This is a genomic window from Martinezella lusitana, from assembly GCF_900094565.1.
Classification (GTDB): Bacteria; Pseudomonadota; Alphaproteobacteria; order Rhizobiales; family Rhizobiaceae; genus Rhizobium; species Rhizobium lusitanum.
Genome location: NZ_FMAF01000004.1, coordinates 103,531 through 122,254, shown reverse-complemented (window position 1 = coordinate 122,254; position 18,724 = coordinate 103,531). Strand labels below are relative to the sequence as shown.

18 protein-coding genes and 1 riboswitch are annotated in these 18,724 nt (G+C 61.4%); of the genes, 5 read left to right on the top strand and 13 right to left on the bottom strand.

What is annotated here, in order from left to right; translation table 11 throughout:
- Window positions 1-16: 16 nt before the first annotated feature.
- From GA0061101_RS09940 to putA, 5 genes are all read right to left on the bottom strand, one after another.
- The gene (locus GA0061101_RS09940) at window positions 17-880 is read right to left on the bottom strand and encodes a carbohydrate ABC transporter permease (RefSeq protein WP_037192282.1); all 864 of its coding nucleotides are present in this window, start codon (window positions 878-880) and stop codon (window positions 17-19) included.
- Window positions 877-1,794, bottom strand: coding sequence for a carbohydrate ABC transporter permease (locus GA0061101_RS09935; protein WP_037192280.1), 918 nt, complete (start codon window positions 1,792-1,794; stop codon window positions 877-879). Before GA0061101_RS09935 ends, GA0061101_RS09940 begins: the two co-directional genes overlap by 4 nt.
- A 69-nt stretch (window positions 1,795-1,863) precedes the next feature.
- Window positions 1,864-3,099 carry an ABC transporter substrate-binding protein gene (locus GA0061101_RS09930; RefSeq protein ID WP_037192278.1) on the bottom strand — a complete coding sequence of 412 codons (1,236 nt, stop codon included), beginning with the start codon at window positions 3,097-3,099 and terminating at the stop codon, window positions 1,864-1,866.
- A gap of 45 nt (window positions 3,100-3,144) precedes the next feature.
- Window positions 3,145-4,164 (bottom strand): LacI family DNA-binding transcriptional regulator, encoded by a 1,020-nt coding sequence (locus GA0061101_RS09925; protein ID WP_051963328.1) that lies wholly within the window; start codon window positions 4,162-4,164, stop codon window positions 3,145-3,147.
- A 250-nt stretch (window positions 4,165-4,414) separates the two neighbouring features.
- Window positions 4,415-8,110 (bottom strand): trifunctional transcriptional regulator/proline dehydrogenase/L-glutamate gamma-semialdehyde dehydrogenase, encoded by a 3,696-nt coding sequence (putA, locus tag GA0061101_RS09920; RefSeq protein ID WP_092573625.1) that lies wholly within the window; start codon window positions 8,108-8,110, stop codon window positions 4,415-4,417.
- Between the two features lie 184 nt (window positions 8,111-8,294).
- Here putA and GA0061101_RS09915 point away from each other — a divergent pair, with 184 nt between their 5' ends.
- Window positions 8,295-8,756 carry an Lrp/AsnC family transcriptional regulator gene (locus GA0061101_RS09915; RefSeq protein ID WP_034506732.1) on the top strand — a complete coding sequence of 154 codons (462 nt, stop codon included), beginning with the start codon at window positions 8,295-8,297 and terminating at the stop codon, window positions 8,754-8,756.
- 141 nt (window positions 8,757-8,897) lie between these two features.
- The gene (locus GA0061101_RS09910; protein WP_037192275.1) at window positions 8,898-9,164 is read left to right on the top strand and encodes a hypothetical protein; all 267 of its coding nucleotides are present in this window, start codon (window positions 8,898-8,900) and stop codon (window positions 9,162-9,164) included.
- 46 nt (window positions 9,165-9,210) lie between these two features.
- Here the strand turns inward: GA0061101_RS09910 and GA0061101_RS09905 are convergent, their stop codons facing one another.
- Entirely contained in the window at window positions 9,211-9,396 is a 186-nt protein-coding gene (locus GA0061101_RS09905; RefSeq protein WP_037192273.1) for a 4-oxalocrotonate tautomerase, read from the bottom strand.
- A gap of 115 nt (window positions 9,397-9,511) precedes the next feature.
- Here GA0061101_RS09905 and GA0061101_RS09900 point away from each other — a divergent pair, with 115 nt between their 5' ends.
- Window positions 9,512-10,396 carry a LysR family transcriptional regulator gene (locus GA0061101_RS09900; RefSeq protein ID WP_037193143.1) on the top strand — a complete coding sequence of 295 codons (885 nt, stop codon included), beginning with the start codon at window positions 9,512-9,514 and terminating at the stop codon, window positions 10,394-10,396.
- A gap of 76 nt (window positions 10,397-10,472) precedes the next feature.
- Window positions 10,473-11,477 (top strand): LacI family DNA-binding transcriptional regulator, encoded by a 1,005-nt coding sequence (locus GA0061101_RS09895; protein ID WP_037192271.1) that lies wholly within the window; start codon window positions 10,473-10,475, stop codon window positions 11,475-11,477.
- Window positions 11,478-11,528: 51 nt separating this feature from the next.
- Here GA0061101_RS09895 and GA0061101_RS09890 read toward each other — a convergent pair whose 3' ends face one another.
- A complete protein-coding gene (locus GA0061101_RS09890; RefSeq protein WP_037192269.1) occupies window positions 11,529-12,413 on the bottom strand; it encodes a LysR substrate-binding domain-containing protein in 885 nt (294 codons plus the stop codon).
- Window positions 12,414-12,558: 145 nt separating this feature from the next.
- Between GA0061101_RS09890 and GA0061101_RS09885 the strand changes: the two genes are divergently transcribed.
- The gene (locus tag GA0061101_RS09885; protein ID WP_037192267.1) at window positions 12,559-13,419 is read left to right on the top strand and encodes an urea carboxylase-associated family protein; all 861 of its coding nucleotides are present in this window, start codon (window positions 12,559-12,561) and stop codon (window positions 13,417-13,419) included.
- A 122-nt stretch (window positions 13,420-13,541) separates the two neighbouring features.
- On the opposite strand, the gene GA0061101_RS09880 is transcribed toward GA0061101_RS09885, so the two are convergent.
- From GA0061101_RS09880 to thiC, 6 genes are all read right to left on the bottom strand, one after another.
- The gene (locus tag GA0061101_RS09880) at window positions 13,542-13,889 is read right to left on the bottom strand and encodes a hypothetical protein (RefSeq protein ID WP_037192265.1); all 348 of its coding nucleotides are present in this window, start codon (window positions 13,887-13,889) and stop codon (window positions 13,542-13,544) included.
- A 156-nt stretch (window positions 13,890-14,045) separates the two neighbouring features.
- Window positions 14,046-14,660: a thiamine phosphate synthase gene (locus GA0061101_RS09875; protein ID WP_037192263.1), complete on the bottom strand. Its 615-nt coding sequence runs from the start codon at window positions 14,658-14,660 to the stop codon at window positions 14,046-14,048.
- Window positions 14,657-15,430, bottom strand: coding sequence for a thiazole synthase (locus GA0061101_RS09870; protein WP_037192260.1), 774 nt, complete (start codon window positions 15,428-15,430; stop codon window positions 14,657-14,659). Before GA0061101_RS09870 ends, GA0061101_RS09875 begins: the two co-directional genes overlap by 4 nt.
- A 3-nt stretch (window positions 15,431-15,433) precedes the next feature.
- A complete protein-coding gene (thiS, locus tag GA0061101_RS09865) occupies window positions 15,434-15,631 on the bottom strand; it encodes a sulfur carrier protein ThiS (RefSeq protein ID WP_037192258.1) in 198 nt (65 codons plus the stop codon).
- Window positions 15,622-16,602: a glycine oxidase ThiO gene (gene thiO / locus GA0061101_RS09860; protein WP_037192256.1), complete on the bottom strand. Its 981-nt coding sequence runs from the start codon at window positions 16,600-16,602 to the stop codon at window positions 15,622-15,624. The genes thiS and thiO overlap by 10 nt, the downstream gene beginning before the upstream one ends.
- Before the next feature lies 1 nt (window position 16,603).
- Window positions 16,604-18,430 (bottom strand): phosphomethylpyrimidine synthase ThiC, encoded by a 1,827-nt coding sequence (thiC, locus tag GA0061101_RS09855; protein ID WP_037192254.1) that lies wholly within the window; start codon window positions 18,428-18,430, stop codon window positions 16,604-16,606.
- Between the two features lie 93 nt (window positions 18,431-18,523).
- Window positions 18,524-18,655: riboswitch (TPP riboswitch) on the bottom strand.
- Window positions 18,656-18,724: the final 69 nt, after the last annotated feature.

The following is an 18,724-nucleotide window of genomic DNA, read 5'->3' as shown; positions in this document are numbered from 1 at the left end:
CATTTGTTTGAAGGGGTCATTTCACCGCGCCGGCCATCAGGCCGCGCATGTAGTAGCGTTGCAGAAGCAGGAAGACGATGACGCAGGGGATGGTCATGACAGCGATGCCGGCCTGGACCGCCCCCCAATTGACGGCGCCGAGGCGCCCGGTTCTGACGGCGATCATCAGCACCGGCAGGGTGAATTTCTCGTTGCTGGAGAGAAGGATCAGCGCTGCCAGGAACTCGTTCCAGGCATTCAGGAAGGCGAAGATCGCAACCGTTGCCACACCAGGCAGCACCAGCGGAAACAGCACGCGGAAGAGAAGCCTGAGGTCGCGCGCGCCGTCGATGCGGGCTGCCTCTTCGATTTCCTTGGGCACCGCGTCAAAGGCGTTGCGCATCATGAAGACCGAGAAGGGCAGTTGCAGCGTCACGTAGACCAGCGTCAGCCCGATCAGCGAATTGTTGAGGCCAAGCTTCGCCAGGATGATGAAAAGCGGCGTCAGGATCGACTGAAAGGGGATCATCAGCGTTGCGATGACCAATATGAACAGCGCACCCTTGAAGGGGAATTGATAGCGCGAGAAGCCGTAGCCGGCGAGCAGGCTGACGATGACGGTCAGCAGCACCGTGCCGAGCGAGACGAAGAGCGAATTCAGCGTGTGCTGCACGATGCCGGCGCCGAAGCCATCGAGCGAACGATAGGCATCGAAGCTGAAGCCCGTCGTCGGCCAGGGTGGCAGCGGCGGAAGGCTCGCCTCGCTACCGTGCCGGAACGAAGACAGGAGCGCGATCGCAAAGGGTGCGAAGAAGAAGATGACGATGATGACGCCGATGCCGTGATAGCCGACACCGCCCCAAAGCTTGCGCCTTGCGCGGCGCTCCTTTGCGCTGATCATGGCCGATCCTCCCCGACGCGCAGCAGCCAGAGCTGGACGATGCTGATCAGCACGAGAATGACGAGCAGTGCGATGGAGAGTGCGGCGCCATAGCCGAGATTGAAGGACACGAAGGACTGGTTGAAAATGTAGTAAACAACGGAAATCATTCGGTTTTGCGGCCCGCCGCTGGTCATGATGTAGAACTGGTCGAAGGCGAGCACCGAGCCGGTGATGGAAATGATCAGCGCGAGCGCGATGGTGCGGCGCATCAGCGGCAGGGTCAGATGCCGGAAGCGCTGCCAGCGTTTTGCGCCATCGATGCGGGCGGCTTCGGTGAGTTCGGAGGGGATTGCCTGCAGGCCGGTGAGAAGGATGATCATGGTGAAACCGGCGATTTTCCAAACGACCATGACGATGATCGTGGCGAAGGCCATGTCGAAGTCGGCCAGCAGGTTCGGCCTCTTGTCGGCCAGACCGAGCGCCAGCGCCACCGGCGCGAAAAAGCCGCTGTCGACATTGGCGAGCCAGACCCAGAGCAGCGAGGCCGTCGCAAGCCCGACAACGACGGGAAGGAAGATGATGGTGCGGTAGAAGCCGACGAAGGGCCGCTGCTTCTCCACATAGAGCGCCAGCGGAAAGGCTATGGCGAAAATCGCGATGGTGACGATGACGGTGTAATAGGCGGTAAACCGTAGCGCCGCCATGAAACGTATGTCGGAGACCATGCGCGTATAGTTGCCGAAGCCGATCCAGCGGGGATTGCCGAGCAGCGGCCAGTTATGCAGGCTCATCCAAACGGTGAAGATGACGGGCAGAATGAAGAAGACGATGACGAGCGCCATGGCCGGCGCGATGTAGAGAAATCCGTGCCAGCCGGCACGCCTTCGCCGCTTGCGAAGCCGCGCGGTTGCTGTAGCTCCAGGACCAGCCATGGAATGCTCCCGATGTTGCGATGGAAGGACCGGGAAGCCCCAAGGCTTCCCGGTGTTCACGCGTTTATGTTACTGGGCGTTGTCGATGATCGACTGCATCTCCGATTGGGCGCTGGAAAAGGCGCCGTCGACGTCGCTTCCGAAGATGGCGGCATTGGTGAAGCCAGCCCAGGGTCCGTTGGCGCTGTTGATCAGATCGTTGAACTGCAGCGTATAGGGCGTCTTGGCGACCGATATGGCCTTGAGGCCCACCTGCATGCGCGGATCGAGGCCTTGTAGCACCTGATCGGCGATATCGCCACGCGTCGGTAGGCTGCCGTACTTCGCCATGATCTTCTGTCCCTCGAGCGAATAGGTGTATTCGAGGAATTTTTTCACCGCATCGAGCTTCTTGGTACCCTTGGAGATGACGAAATTGTCGCCGCCGGCAAAGGAAGACGGCTTGCCGTCGACGCCGGGGATCAGCGTCACGCCGAAATGGATATCGGGATATTGCGTGATCAGCGTGCCGATCGAAAAGGCGCCGATGCTTTGCTGGCCGATCCTGCCGTTGCTGATGCTAAGGAAATTGGCGCCAATGTCGCTGGCGGCTCCCGCCGGCACCAGATCCTTCTTGACCATGTCGCGGTAGATGCCGACCGCCTTGCGCATTTGCGGCGTGTCGAGCGTGGCGGTCTTGCCGTCTGCCGAAAGAATGTCGGCGCCCGCACCCCAGACGAGTGGGGTGAAAGTGAAGATCATGCAGCCGCCACAACCGCCGCCGGAGAAATAGAAGCCGTAGGTATCGCCACCGAGCGCGCGGATCTTTTCGGCATTCTGCTCGATCTCCTCCCAGGTGGCCGGCGCCTTTTCCGGGTCGAGGCCGGCCTTCTTGTAGAGATCCTTGTTCCAGGCGAAGACCGAGGTCTCGACCGACAGCGGCAGGCCGTAGACATGGCCGTCATAGGTGCCGAGCTTCACATGTGAGGGCGAGAGCGAGTTGAAGTAGGGCAGGCTCTTGGCCCAATCAGTGAGGTCCGCGAGCTGGCCTGCGGCGGCAAAGGCCGGCGTATAGATCAGGTCCATCGACAACGCGTCAGGGGCCTGGCCGCCGGCGATGGCGGTTGCGTATTTCTGCACGAGTTCCGAGAACGGCACTTCCGTCAGCGCGACCTTGTCGTCGTGGCCGGCATTATAGGCCTCGACGACCTTCTTGAAGGAATCGCCGATGCCGCTGCGCACCCACATGGAGATGTTTTCGGCGGATGCGGCGGATGCAAGGCATAGGGATATGAGGCCGGTTGCGGCCAGAAAGCGCTTCATCATGTTTCTCCTCCCATGGGGCAACTCCCGTGTGCCCCTTTTCCTCAATTAAAGATTGGGGTCTCCCCCGCACGACTGCCGCACGACGAGTTCGCAGGGCAATGTTCTGATCCCCGGTTCGACGGTGCGTCCCTCCGCCAGCGCCAGAACCGTCAGCCCGGCTTCTCTGCCGAGCGCCTTGAGATTCATGTCGACCGTCGTCAGCGGCGGCCGCGTTTGCGCCGCGACGATCTCCCAATTGTCGAAGCCGACCACCGAGACATCCTCCGGCACCCGCACGCTGCGCTCGCGCAGCGCATCCACGACCGCGCGGGCGATCTGGTCGTTGCCGCAAAAAATACCATCCGGCTTTGCGCCGGCTGTGCTCCACAGTTGCTCCACCGCCTCATGTCCCCACGCCTCCGACCAGGAGCCGTACATGACCGGCAGCGTGTCGCCGGCAAGCTCGCGATAGGCCCGGGCACGCTCGCGCACCGAGACGAAGCTCTCCGGGCCGGTCACATGGGCGATCCGGTGGCGGCCAAGACCCTTCAGCCACTCGACGGCAAGGGCCGCGCCCTGAAAGTCATCGGCGCAGAAGGTGACGCTATCGGGCGCACCCTCGGTAAAGGCATAGACGACGGGCACGGGCAGGTTGGAAAGATCCACCGGCAGGCGGCGGTCGATCCGCTTCCCCGAGGCGATGATGCCGTCGACGTGCTTGTCCAGCATGGCGTCCACATGAACCTTTCCGAGCGCCGGATCGTCCTCGATCGTGCAGAGGAAGACCGAAACTCCGTGATCGACGAGCGCTTCCGTGATGCCGGCCATAACAGGCAGCGTGAAGCGGCCATATGTATCGTTGGTCAGAAGACCGATCGTGAAGGTGCGATTGCTGAGCAGTCCCTTTGCCAATGCGTTCGGGCGAAAGCCGATCTCGGCGGCGATGCGTTTGACCCGCTCGCGAGTGTCGTCACCCATGCGACCGGTATTGTTCAGGGCTTTCGATGCCGTGGAAATGCTCACGCCCGCAGCCGCTGCAACATCGTGAATCGTTGCCCGGCCGCCTCTCGCACGCTGGTTTTCCAGATGTTTTCTCCCGTTCGATTTTTCATGAGAAAAGCTTTTCTCACTATGAGAGTCAAGATGAGAAAAGCTTTTCTCAAATATTTTTGAGCGCACCGGTTCATGGCGCTCGAGGCGCAAGAAGAGCGCGTGGCGGCGATTGCGCCGGGGCGAGTTTGGGAGGGTTTACGATCGAAGGCAGATCAATAAAAAAGGCGGCAGCCAACCCTCGGCAAGGGTTCGACTGCCGCATGCATCAAGGTTACGAAAGACGTTATCCGATGGTCATCAGGCTTGCATTGCCGCCGGCTGCGGCGGTGTTGATCGAGGTCGTCACTTCTTCCAATAGCCAGTTCAGGCAATAAGCGTCCGTGCTGTTGGCGATTTCCTCGCTCGAGGCGCCCTGCGTCAGCACCAGCGGGCCGGGCAGTGTGGCGATGGTCTTGACGGCCTGTGCGATGCGCTCGGCATTACCTTCGATGAGCGCGCCGGCGAAAGGTCCGTCCGCAGCCCAGTCCTTTGTCCAGGAGATGCGGCTTGTGACGGCGGCCGGCAGGTTCTGAAGCTCGTCCTGCAGGCCGGATAAAGCGTCGATGGCGATCGAATTGCCAGTCGCAAGCGCGGCAGCGATCTGGACATGCAGGCCAAGTGCGGTCTGGGGAATAAGCAGGATCCTGCCGCGGGGATGCAGCGCATAGAGGTTCAATTCGCCGACGGGGCCTGTCAGCTCGGCGTTGAAGCCCAATGATGATTGGCCGGCGACGGCGCGCGCCTGCTTTGCTGCTCCCTTGCTCTCAAGCCAGGCGAGAAATTCCAGGGCGGCCGGATCGACTTGTACAGTGGCGTCGCGCAAGGGTTCTGTCGAAGAGGCGACGAGCCTGCGCAGATACATAGGTCCACCCGCTTTCGGGCCTGTGCCGGAAAGGCCGCGGCCGCCAAAGGGCTGGACGCCGACAACGGCGCCGATGATGTTGCGGTTGACATAGAGATTGCCCGCCCGCACGCGCCCGGTGACATGGGCGATCATGTCGTCGAGCCGCGTATGCAGGCCGAAAGTCAGGCCGTAGCCGGATGCATTGACATCGTCGATCAGCTTGTCGAGCCCCTTGCGCTTGTAGCGAATGATGTGGAGGACAGGTCCGAACACCTCTTTCTTGAGGTCGCTCAGCTTCTTCAGCTCGATGATCGTCGGGGCGACGAATGTGCCCTTGTCGGCACTTGCGGGAAGGTCGAGTTGCTCGACGGCGCAGCCGAGCTTGCGCATGCGTTCGATATGTTCATCGATGCCGCGCTTGGCGCTGTCGTCGATGACAGGGCCGATATCGATGGCGAGCCTGTCGGTTCGGCCAACGGACAGTTCGCGAAGCGCGCCTCGCAGCATGGTCAGCGTGCGATCTGCGATTTCCTCCTGCAGGCACAGCACGCGCAGAGCCGAGCAGCGCTGTCCGGCGCTGTCGAAGGCAGAAGCGATCACATCGCCGACCACCTGTTCGGCGAGCGCCGAGGAGTCGACGATCATGCCGTTCTGGCCACCGGTCTCGGCGATCAGCGGGATCGGCTTGTTGAATTTCGACAGCCGTTCGGAAAGCTGCGCCTGAATGAGCCGGGCGACTTCAGTCGAACCGGTGAACATGACGCCGGCAGTCTCCGGCGCACCGACGAGAGCCGAGCCCATCCTGCCGCTGCCCGGCGCGAATTGAAGAACGTCGTGCGGAATACCGGCTTCGTGCAGGATGCGAATACCCTGGGCGGCAATCAGCGGTGTATTGCCGGCCGGCTTGGCGACGACCGGGTTGCCGGCGACCAGTGCAGCAGCAACCTGGCCGGTGAAGATCGCCAGCGGGAAGTTCCAGGGGCTGATGCAGACGACCGGACCGAGCGGGACGCTGTCGGGCTTCAACACCTCGCGCGCTTGCGCGGCATAATAGCGAAGGAAGTCGATGGCTTCCCGGACTTCGCCGACGGCGTTCGCAGCCGACTTGCCCGCCTCGCGGATCGCCAAGCCTACAAGCAACGGCATCTCGCCTTGCATCAGCTCGGCGGCACGCTCCAGCATCGTTGCCCGCGCATCCGGGCTGACGGCGGCCCATGAGGCAGCAGCGCCGGCTGCAAGGCGCATCACCTCGGCCGCGTCCTCAGGATTAAGCTCGGCAACCTGACCGACGATATCGGAATGGTCGGCGGGGTTGAGGATTGGGCGCTTCTCGCCGCGTTCAGAGCCATCAGCGAGCGACGGCTTTGCAATCCATTCCCTGGCAGCGGAGGAGTGCAGTTCAATAGACAGATCGGAAAGCGCCGCTTCGTTTGAAAGATCTATGCCGACAGAATTCTTTCGAGCACCGTCAAACAGGTCGGCGGGCAGGGCGATCTTGTCGTGCTGGGCGCCCATGATGGGCATTGCGCGCACGCGTTCGACAGGATCGGCGATCAGTTCGGAGACGGGAACGGCGGGATCGGCGATCTTGTTGACGAAGGAGGAGTTGGCGCCGTTTTCCAGCAGGCGCCGGACAAGGTAGGCGAGCAGCGTTTCATGCGTGCCGACGGGCGCGTAGATCCGGCACGGGCGGCCGAGGTTTTCGGCGCCGACCACTTCCTCATAGAGCGGTTCACCCATGCCATGCAGGCATTGGAACTCATATTTGCCGACGGAGAAATCGTTTCCGGCCATCTGATAGATCGTCGCCAGCGTCTGCGCATTGTGCGTGGCGAATTGCGGGAAGACTACATCGGTTGCCGCGAGCAGCTTCTTGGCGCAGGCGATGTAGGAGACGTCGGTGTAGACCTTGCGGGTGTAGACCGGGAAGCCTTCGAGGCCATCCAGCTGGGCACGCTTGATCTCGGCGTCCCAATAGGCGCCCTTGACGAGGCGGACCATCAGCCGATGGCCTGAGCGGCGGGCGAGATCGATGATGAAATCGAGGACGAAGGGGCAGCGCTTGCCATAGGCCTGCACGACGAAGCCCATTCCATCCCAGCCAGCAAGATCGGGATCAAGGCAAAGCGCCTCCAGCAGATCGAGCGATAGCTCCAGCCGGTCGGCCTCTTCGGCATCGATATTCAAGCCGATATTGTATCGCTTGGAGAGGAGGGCGAGCGCTTTCACCTTCGGCAGCAGCTCGCCCATGACCCTGTCGGCCTGCGAGCGCGAATAGCGGGGATGCAGGGCTGAAAGCTTGATGGAGATGCCCGGCCCTTCGTAAATGCCGCGGCCGGCCGAAGCCTTGCCGATCGCATGGATCGCGGTTTCATAGTCGCGATAATAGCGCTCGGCATCGGCATGCGTCGTCGCGGCCTCACCGAGCATGTCGTAGGAGTAGCGGAAGCCCTTCGCCTCCAGCGTGCGGGCGCGCCGCAGCGCCTCGTCGATCGTTTCGCCGGTGACGAATTGCTCGCCCATCATACGCATGGCCATGTCGACGCCGCGCCGGATGACAGGCTCGCCGCAGCGCGCGATCAGCCGCGTCAGCGATGCCGACAGCCCGCCGTCGTTGACTGTCGACGTAAGCTTGCCGGTCACCACCAGGCCCCAGGTCGCGGCATTGACGAAAATGGAGCGACCGCCGCCCAGATGCGACTTCCAGTTACCCCCGGCAATCTTGTCGCGGATCAGGGCGTCACGCGTCGCGGTATCGGGAATGCGCAACAGCGCCTCGGCAAGGCACATCAGCGCCACGCCTTCCTGGCTCGATAGCGAATATTCATGCACCAGGCCTTCGACGCCATCGCCCTTGTGCTTGGCGCGGAGCGCTTCGATCAGTGTCCTCGCCGTCTTCTTCGCAGCCTCGCGGACGGGCTCCGGCAGAGTGGCAGCCTCGACCAGCATAGGGAGGCATTCGGTTTCCGGGCGGCGGTAGGCGGCCGTGATCGCCTTTCGAAGCGGGCTTTGCTGCTGGATAGGGGGTGCGAACTGCGCGAATGGGGCGGCGTCTGGCGATGGTTCTTCGGCGGCGAGTGTGGCAGTGACAGTCATGATAACCTCAAGGTGCAAGGGTCCCGGTAGCCTGGCAGGCGCGAGCAATTTCGCCTTCTGCAGCTCTCCCGTTGCTTCGATGCAAACATACTTCATTCTGGAAAGGCGTTCCGCCTTGAAACTGCGGCTTTCTAGTCATATTGGACTTCAATAGCCCGTATTTCAAATAGGAATGCCTACAAAAATGATAAAATCCAGTGAAATAGACCAGTTCGATCAAAAGATTCTCGATGCACTGGTCGAAGACGGCCGCATGTCGATCACCGAGCTTTCCGAGCGGGTCGGTCTTTCCAAGACCCCTTGCCAGGCACGACTGAAGAAACTGATCGATTCCGGCTATATCGATGGCTTCAAGGCGGTGCTCAATCCAATCAAGCTCGGCCTCGACCATGTCGCCTTTGCCGAAGTGAAGCTGACGGATACGCGCGAGCAAGCTTTGCTCAGCTTCAACAATGCAGTCAAGAAGATCAAGGAAATCGAGGAGTGCCATATGATCGCCGGCCGCTTCGATTATCTTCTGAAAGTGCGGACATCAGATATTCGTCGCTACCGTATCGTCTTGGGCGAGAAGATTTCCAGCCTGCCTTTCGTGGCGAGCACATCGACCAATGTGGTGATGCAGTCGGTCAAGGAAAACTGGTCGTAGTTCGCACCGCAATTCCGCTGCTTGCCGCGCTGCGATCCTGCCTCATCCATCGCAACCATCTCGCCGGCTAAACAAGGATCTAGATTTCGCCACTCGAATCGGATCATTGCGAAGGGCTAAAATTAGTAAGGTGGAGTATGCATGGAAATGAATGCAAGCGACCGCGACCTCATTGAGGTCATGAAGCGGTACTTTGCGGTGAAGGCCGAAGTGGAGGAAGTAAAGTCCCGCCTGGAGGCTGCAAGACGGGACAGCGGCGAGGAGATCGGCGCATTTTACAATCCGCGCACCAATATCGACCACGCCGCCGATATCATCCGTTCGCATGCCCTCAAGCAGGAATTGGCCCGTCTGATGGATTGGGCCGAGGGCTGGGGGCGTCGGAGCTTGACGACGAACGAGGCCTGACGGCCGATTTGGTCGTCAGGCCCAATGATGATCAGATCGGACCTTCTCAGCCATCCGATTTCAGTTTGCCCGCCGTCGCCCAGGATTCCTTCGAAATCTCGGTAATGATGATTTCCACCGATTCCGGCGGGCAAACGAGCGTTTCGACGACGACCTTGGTCGCTTCGCGAACGAAGGCACGCTTCTGGTCCTGTGTGCGTCCGGGATGCATTTCCAAGCGCAAGATGGGCATGACGGCTCCTTGATAGAAGATAGCCTGAGATTAGGCATCTCCGACTATCTTGCAAAACCAGAAATCGATAAATACGCTGCCATTCGCTTCATTCCGAACCTATAGGTATGTAATCGTGGATAAGTTGGCTGGTATGGCGATGTTCGTCAGGGTCGTCGAGCATGGGAGCTTCGCAGCTGCGGCGGAGACCAGCCAGGTATCGGCCACCATGGTCGCCAAGCATATCAGGACGATCGAACAGCGCCTCGGCGCACGATTGCTCCATCGCACCACGCGCCGCCACCAGCTGACCGAGGTCGGCAAGCTCTATTATGAGCGATGCAAGACGGTGTTGACGGAGGTCGATCTGGCCGAGGCATCGGCGTCGGAATTGCAATCGGCGCCGCGTGGCCGGTTGCGGCTCGTCGCGCCGGTCAGTTTCGGGACCCAAAGTCTCGTCCCGGCTCTCGTCGAGTACCTGCGTCAGAATCTTGAAGTCAGCGTCGATCTGGCGCTCGACAACAACCCTCATGATTTGATCGGCGAGGGCTATGAACTTGGCATTCATATCGGAGCCCTGACGAATACCAATCTGGTCGCACGCCCGCTAAAACCCTATCGCCGGATTCTCGCGGCATCGCCCGACTATCTCGACCGCTGCGGCAGGCCGGAAAGGCCCGAGGAGCTCGCCAACCATATGTGCCTTGGCCATTCCTATTGGCGCACCCAAGGTCGATGGCATTTGGTCGGTCCCGGGGGCGAAACGCGCGAGATCGCTACCAGCAGCAGGTTCACCACGAACCAGGGGGCGGCTCTCCGCATCGCCGCCCTGCATGGCGCCGGTATCGCCCTGCAGCCGGAGCTGCTCCTGGCAGCCGATCTCGATGCGGGCAGGCTGGAGCCTGTGCTGCCGCAATGGTCGTACAAGCCGACACCGATGCATCTGGTCTATGCGCCGGATCGCCGTCCCACCGCGATGTTGCGGAGCGCGATCGATTTCCTTGTGGCCCGCTTTGGCTGAAGCCGAAGCCCTCTTTCGGCGGCCGCGAATCTATGATCAGATCTGATCATGGACTATGGGAGAAGATGGGGGAGACGTGGCGAAAGTTACGCTGAAGGATGTGGCTGCCGCTGCCGGTGTCGGTGCTGCCACGGTGGAGCGAGCGCTGAACGGGCGCGGCAATGTGCTGCCTGAGACGGCGGAGAAAATATTCATTGCAGCCAAACGGCTTGGCTATCGCACACCGCCTGCCGGCACAAGGCACGGGCTGGTGCGCATCGAAGTTGTGCTGCTTCGGCCGGAAACCTATTTCTACTCCAGGCTCAATCGCGCCTTCGAACGCATCGCCGCCTTGCTCGACAAGGATATTCTCATCCAGCGGACCTTTGCGCGTGAAAATGACCCAGCCGATTTTTCACGCCATATCGCCACCCCGCAAGCCCGCCGTTCGGCGCTCATCGTCGTCGCGCCCGATCACCCCGATGTGGTCGGCAGCGTCCGCAAGGCGGCCGCCGGCGGCATCCCTGTCGTGCAGATCATGACGCGGCCGGCACCGGAACTTGCCTATGTCGGCATCGACAACGAGGCGGCCGGACGCACCGCCGCCTTTTATATGGCGCGCATGCAGGCCGGGTGCGCGGGCACCTTCGTCGCCCTCTGTCACAGCGGGGCCTACGAGAACCACAAGGCGCGCATCCGCGGCTTTTCCGACTATCTGCTTGCGAATGCGAACCCATCCCATTGCTTTGCCGAAGTCATGTTCGACGAGGATGACGAGATGAAGACGATGGAACTGTTGTCCAGCGCCCTCGATCGCTATCCCGATATTGCCGGTCTTTACAGCGCCGGCGGCGACAACGCCGCAATCGCGACGGTTCTTCGCCGCCGCCGTAAGCAATCGGTCTTCTGGGTCGGCCATGAACTTTCGGATGCGACGCGCGGCTACCTGAAGGAAGGCTTGATGACGATCGTTCTCGATCAGGCCCCGGAAGTGCAGGCGCGCCGCGCCATCGACCTGACGTTGAAGCGCCTCGGCCTGATCGATACCGATATCGATGCCGAGCCGGTACGCTTTCTGACCGTCACGGCGGAAAGCCTTTGAAACGGCAAGGGCGCCTCGTCGATCGCTTCGCTGCCCCGTTGTGCACGAGCCTCAGGTGCCCTGACTGTTTCGGGATGTCGGGCTTACTGCAATGAGCCAGTCGCGAAAGATTTCTGCTTCAGCGGAAAGGCGGTTGGCTTCGATGAGCCAATAGGATTTGTCCATGTCCGAAGGTGTGTCGAAGAGCGTGACGAGTGTTCCATTGGCCAGCTCGTCGGTAATCAGCGCGGTCGGGCAGAGGCCGATGCCCTGCCCACCGATAACCGATCCGATCATCAGGCTGAAATCGGCAAAGATTGGTCCGGGTTTCGGAGGCGCGCGGATACCGGCAAGCGCGAACCAGCGCGCCCAGGAGCTTGTGGTTTCGTCATGCAGAAGGTCCGCGTCGATCAGGTCGGTTGGTGCCGTGATTGGCCCATGACGAAGCTCGAACTCTGCCGAGCAGGTCGGCCGCGTCTCGCCGCTCAATAGCGCGATAGCGGCCGCTCCTGGTCTCGTCCCGTGGCGGATCAGCAGATCGACGCTTGCAGCCTCCGGCGTCATTGCATCAAGCGCATAGACGATGTTGATGCGAATATCCGGATGCTCTCTCCTGAATGCCGGCAATTGCGGGATCAGCCAGCGGGTGGCGACGGACGCGATGCAGGCGACGCTGACCGGCCGGTCATGGGCCTCGAGCTTCAATTGCCTGGCGGCGATATCGATATGTCCAAGGCCGTTTGCCACCGCCGCTCCGAATTCGCGGCCCGCTGCCGTCAGCGTCACGCCGCGGGCATGACGCATGAACAGCGAAACGCCGAGCCAGTTCTCCATCGACCGCACATGCTGGCTGACGCCGGCCGCCGTCAGATTGAGCTCTGCGGCCGCCTTGACGAAACTCTCATGACGCACGGCCGCCTCTAAGGCGCGAAGGGAGGCGAGAGGGATATGACGCATAGGTTATGGCTAAGTAAAACTTAGCCAGAGCGCAAGGACAATCGACGTTGTGCAATGGGCTGATCTCGCTAGAGTGCAGCCGAAACCGTTGCCTCGCTCGCGGAATGAAGCAGGTAGGTGAATCGGTAAAGGATGAAGGATTGTGATGCACAGGACTATCGACATGCCCGCTCCCTCCGACGCCGAAGAACGGCGCAGCAAGCCGCCGGTTGTCGTCTATCCGAATGAAACGCTGCCGCCGGCCGGTCTGGATGTGCTGCATGCCGCAAGGCGAAGCATGAGCAAGATCGCGGAAATCATCGTGCCGCCGCGCGAAGCCGGCAGCTTCCGCGTGCCGAAAGGGCATTTCTTTCGCATCGTCAGCACGGAGGGTTCGCAGGTCGGCGACCTCAATCTCTGGAACGCCGCCGACCTCTCCGAACGCTTCTTCAGCGGCAAGACCCGCGCGCTTCATGCCACGCATGTCGGCGTCGGCGACCGGCTGTGGAGCACTCTGCCCTATCTGCGGCCGATGGCGACGATCACCTATGACACGCTCGGCTGGTATGGCTGGGACGCCGATGGCGCCGGCATCCACGATGTCATCGGCACGCGCTGCGATCCCTATACCAACCGTCTGCTGAAAGGCGACGACTATCACCACTGCTGCCATTCAAACCTGTCGCGAGCGCTCGCCTCTGAAATGAACATTCCTGTCCGCGAGGCGGAGGCCCATGTCCATGACGTGCTGAACGTCTTCATGTGCACGGGCTTTACGCGCGACACGCACCAATATTTTATGAAGGCGAGCCCGGTGCGTCCTGGCGATTTCATTGAATTCTTTGCGGAGATCGATCTTCTCGGCGCACTATCGGCGTGTCCGGGCGGCGATTGCGGCAGCGGCCATTCGAGCGATTTGGCGCCGTGTTATCCGCTTCGCGTGGAAATCTGGCAGCCGGAACCGGAAAGTCTTGCCGGCCGCGCCTTTCCCGAGCGCAGCCCCTATCCGGGAACACATGGCCTTTAGGTCTGCAAACGGCTTGCGTCCGTAAGGCTATAGAAACAGTTTGCCGGCGGTTTCGGCCGCCGGCAATCCAAGTTGGTTTATCAAGCCGGGCACCAGCCTGGAGCCGATGCCCAGTTGATTGCTTAATTGCAGACGCGGACGCGCTCGTAGTGCCAACCGTCGTCATACTGGTTTTGAACCTCGCGGTTCTCCAGCCAGCATCTCGGCGGAGGTGCCTCGTAAACCGGGCCGCGGTTGGCAAGTGCGCCACCGACGATCAGGCCGCCGAGGAGACCTGCGGCGACGCCGCCTGCGATTGCACCACCATTGCCATGGTGATGATGGCGGCGCCAATCGTCATGTCCACGCCAGTCGCCCCGATAGGGCGGGCGCCCGTCATAATACTGCGCCTGTGCGTTGCTGACGGGCGCGAGTGCGCCGCCTACGACCGTAGCGGCCAGCAAAACCGTAAGAATTGTTTTCTTTATCATGACTACCTCCAAAGCAGTCTTCATGCTCAGCGAATGCGCGAGTCATTTATCTAACGTTCTAAGCATGATTATGTTCACCTGAATGTTTTATGAATGCGCCGTTCATCGGCGCTAAGCCTTTGAAAACCGGTGTCGGCGCTGTGATCTCGCGCCGCATTAATTGGTTGGAATGCGATCGTGCGTTGCCCTAATCCATTCGAGCGTCCGTGATTCGGGATCGGGATTGCGTGTGATGTCGGTGACGACGGCGGCGCTATCGGCGCCATTTTCGAACACGCCGGCAATGCGCGCGACGGTCAGCCCGCCGATCGCGACAAGAGGGATCTCGCGCAATTTGGCCTTCCATTGGCCGATGCGTTCCAGACCTTGCGGCGCCCAGGCCATCGCCTTGAGCACGGTGGGATAGATCGGACCGAGCGCGATGTAATCAGGATGCGCCGCAAGTGCTGTCGCCAGCTCCGCCTCGTCATGCGTCGATAGGCCCAGTTTCAAGCCGGCCGCGCGGATCGCGCCAAGATCGGCCGCCGCCAGATCCTCTTGACCCAGATGGATGAAATCGCAGCCTTCCTCGATGGCGAGTTTCCAATAGTCGTTGACGATCAATTGGCATCCATGTGCCGCGCAGACGGCCTTTGCCTGCCGGATGTCGGCGCGTATCTCCGCCGGCGGACGATCCTTTATGCGCAGTTGCACCAGCTTGACGCCGAGCGGCACCAGCCTTTCGATCCAGGCGGCACTATCGACGATCAGGTAGAACGGATCGAGCGTCATGCGAAAACCGCCTTTCCGATCACGGGCGTCGACGGCACCGCCATGTCGCGCGGCTCCAGCATGCCTGCGCCGAATGCTTGCCTGCCGGCATCGATCGCCTTCGCAAAGGCTTCCGCCATGGCAGCGGGATCGCCGGCGCCGGCAACTGCTGTGTTCAGCAGCACGGCATCGAAGCCGAGCTCCATGACGATGGCAGCGTGGGAGGGCCGGCCGATACCGGCGTCCACGATCAATGGAATATCGGGAAAATGCGCCCGCATCGAGCGAAGGGCGGAAAGATTGAGCGGTCCCGCCGCCGTTCCGATCGGCGCGCACCAGGGCATCAGCACCTTGCATCCAGCTTCGAGCAGCCGTTCGGCCACCACCAGATCGTCCGTCGTGTAGGGAAAGACCTCGAAACCTTCGCCGGAGAGAATGCGAGCTGCTTCGACGAGCGCAAACACGTCCGGCTGCAGCGTGTCGTGGTTGCCGATCACCTCCAGCTTGATCCAGTTGGTCTGAAACACCTCGCGCGCCATCTTCGCCGTCAGCACGGCCTCGGATGCGCCATGACAGCCGGCGGTATTGGGAAGAACGCGAGTGCCGAGCTCACGGATCATGTCGAAGAAAGCGCCGCCATTGCGCCCGCCGGCCGTTTCGCGGCGCAGCGACACGGTGAGGATCCCTGTCCCCGATCGCTTGACCGCTTCTGCGAGGACGATGGGCGAGGGATAACGCGCGGTGCCGAGAAGAAGGCGTGACTCTATTGGGGTTCCATAAAGATCAAGCATGGTTCAGCCTCCCTGCATTGGCGTCAGGATCTCGATCCTGTCGTTGTCGTTCAATGCATGGTCATCGCGGTCCTCTCGATGGACGACTTCGCCGTTGACGGCGGTCGCCAGCCAGTCGCCCTCATAGTCGAGTGCAGCCAGAAGTTGCGAAAGTGTGGCTGCGGCGATCGTCTGGGCTTCGCCATTGATGATCAGGCGCATCGGGAACTCCTTTGCTTTGTCTGTTCGGAAAGGACGAGATCGGCAGCCTCCGCCGCCATTGCCGGCGCGAGCAGGAAACCGTGGCGATAGAAACCATTGATCACGACGACTTTGCCTTCCCGCGTCACGCGCGGAAGATTGTCGGGGAAGGCGGGGCGGATACCGGCGCCGGTTTCGATGACGGCGGCGTCCGCAAAGGCAGGATGCAGCGCGTAGGCAGCATTCAGCAGTTCCATCAGCGAGCGTGCGCTGACCGGTCCATCGAATTCGGTCTCGATCATGGTCGCGCCGAGCATGAAAAGGCCGTTGCCGCGAGGAACGATATAGACGGGAAAGCGTGGATGCAGCAGGCGGATAGGCCGGGCAAGCGCGATTTCTTCCGTGCGCAGATAGAGCATTTCGCCGCGTACGCCGCGCAGATCCGGGGCGTGTCCGATACGGGCGGCGCCCGTGCAATCGACGATCTCGGAGAACTCGTCCTCGTTCACATCGTCACAGGTAAAGGCGACGCCCTTCGCCAATAATCCTTCTTTCAACGAATGCAACGCCCGGCGCGGATCGAGATGGGCTTCCTCAGGAAAGAACAGCCCCTGTCTGAAACGTCCGGCAAGGGCTGGCTCGAGTGTCGCGATATCGCTCTCCTCCACCCAGCGATAGCCGGCCGTGCGGCTGGCGAATCGCTTTAGTTCGCCGTGATCGCGCGTCGGCGCGACGACGAGCGTCCCATTGCGCACGACGTTACCCGGCAGGATCGCATTCCATCGGTCGGCGGCATCGCGGCCGAGCGTAAGCACGGCCTCATCGGCGCTTTCCCGCTCGCACCATGGCGCCAGCATGCCGCCGGCGAGCCAGGAAGCGGCATGATCGAAGTTCGGGCGGGGGTCGAAGATCGTCACTTCTGCGCCGCGAACGCGCAATTCATGCGCGACCGTGAGGCCGGCGACGCCGGCCCCTTTGACAAGGATACGCATCTCATTCGGCCGGATGCGCTGGCTTATCGATCGGCATGTAGAGATCGCCGCCTTCGCGATACTTTGCCGCCATCGCGTCCAGTCCCTCCTTCTGGGCCTCGGCGCGGATGTCGTGCGAGATCCGCATGGAGCAGAATTTCGGGCCGCACATCGAGCAGAAATGCGCCACCTTGTGGGCTTCCTTCGGCAAGGTCTCGTCGTGGAAGCTGCGGGCGGTGTCGGGATCGAGCGAAAGGTTGAACTGGTCTTCCCAGCGGAATTCGAATCGCGCCCGCGACAGGGCATCGTCGCGCAGTTGCGCCGCTGGATGTCCCTTGGCGAGATCGGCGGCATGAGCGGCGATCTTGTAGGTGATGACGCCGGTCTTGACGTCGTTGCGATCCGGCAGGCCGAGATGCTCTTTCGGCGTGACGTAGCAGAGCATCGCCGTGCCGAACCAGCCGATCATGGCAGCGCCTATCCCAGAGGTGATGTGGTCGTAACCCGGCGCGATATCGGTCGTCAGCGGCCCGAGCGTGTAGAAGGGCGCCTCGCCGCAGACCGCGAGCTGCTTGTCCATGTTTTCCTTGATCTTGTGCATCGGCACATGGCCGGGCCCTTCGATCATCACCTGGCAATCCTTGGCCCAGGCGATCTTCGTCAGCTCACCGAGCGTCTCGAGCTCGGCAAATTGCGCCGCATCGTTGGCATCGGCGATCGAGCCGGGGCGAAGGCCGTCACCCAGCGAGAAGGAGACGTCATAGGCGCGGCAGATATCGCAGATCTCCTCGAAATGCTCGTAGAGGAAGCTCTCGCGGTGATGATGGAGACACCATTTGGCCATGATCGAGCCGCCGCGCGAGACGATGCCGGTGACGCGATTGACTGTCAGCGGGATGTAGTGAAGCCGCACGCCGGCATGGATGGTGAAATAGTCGACGCCCTGTTCGGCCTGTTCGATCAACGTGTCGCGATAGACCTCCCAGGTCAGGTTCTCGGCAACGCCTTCGACCTTCTCCAGCGCCTGATAGAGCGGCACGGTGCCGATCGGCAGCGGCGAATTGCGGATGATCCACTCGCGGATATTGTGGATGTTGCGGCCGGTGGAGAGATCCATGACGGTATCGGCACCCCAGCGGGCGGCCCAGACCATCTTCTCGACCTCTTCCGCCATCGAGGAGGTAACGGCGGAGTTGCCGATATTGGCATTGATCTTCACCAGGAAGTTCCGGCCGATGATCATCGGCTCTGCCTCCGGGTGATTGATGTTGGCGGGAATGATCGCCCGTCCGGCGGCGACTTCCTGCCGGACGAATTCCGGTGTTACATGATCGGGAATATGCGCGCCGAAGCTCTCGCCGTCGCGGACCAAGGCTTCGGCCTTTGCCTTGCGGCCGAGATTTTCGCGAATGGCGATGAATTCCATCTCCGGGGTGATGATGCCGGCCCGCGCATAGGCAAGCTGCGTGACAGCCTTGCCGTCCCTGGCGCGCAGCGGCTGGCGGCGCCCGGGAAATTCGGGGGTCAGCCGATCGGCACTGACGAAGCCGTTGTCCTCAGGGCGCACATGGCGGCCCTCATAGGCTTCGACATCGCCACGAGCGAGCACCCAGTCACGACGGAGCCCGGCAAGTCCCTGCTCGATGCGGATTTCGGCCCCCTCGACAGTATAGGGGCCGGAGGAATCGTAGACGACGACGGGCGGCTCGCCTGCCGTCGGATGAACGCTGATCTCGCGCATCGGCACGCGGATGTCGGAATGGATGTCTCCCGGAATGTAGATCTTCCGGGATGCCGGCAGCGGGCCGGTGGTGACGGTTGGGGTGAGGTTTTTTGCGGCAATGGTCATGGTTTGAGGCTCCAAGTTGCATTTGGAGACCCAGTCAATCAGCCGGAATGATGAAAAGACGCCGGCTGTGGATTCCACGCGTGAATCCGAAGCCTTCGAGCGCTTGCACCGTCCCTACGCCAGTATGAACTGGATCAGGTTCAACGGGTCACTGCGCCACAACAGGCAAAGCCGTATTGTCCAGCAGTATCTCAGCCCCTTGTCGGGACCCCCCTGGTGAATATCGGGAGGCTATGCTCTCCCCTCCGTCTCTGTCAACCCCGCAGCCAAGATCGCGGTCGCTGTCTGTGATCT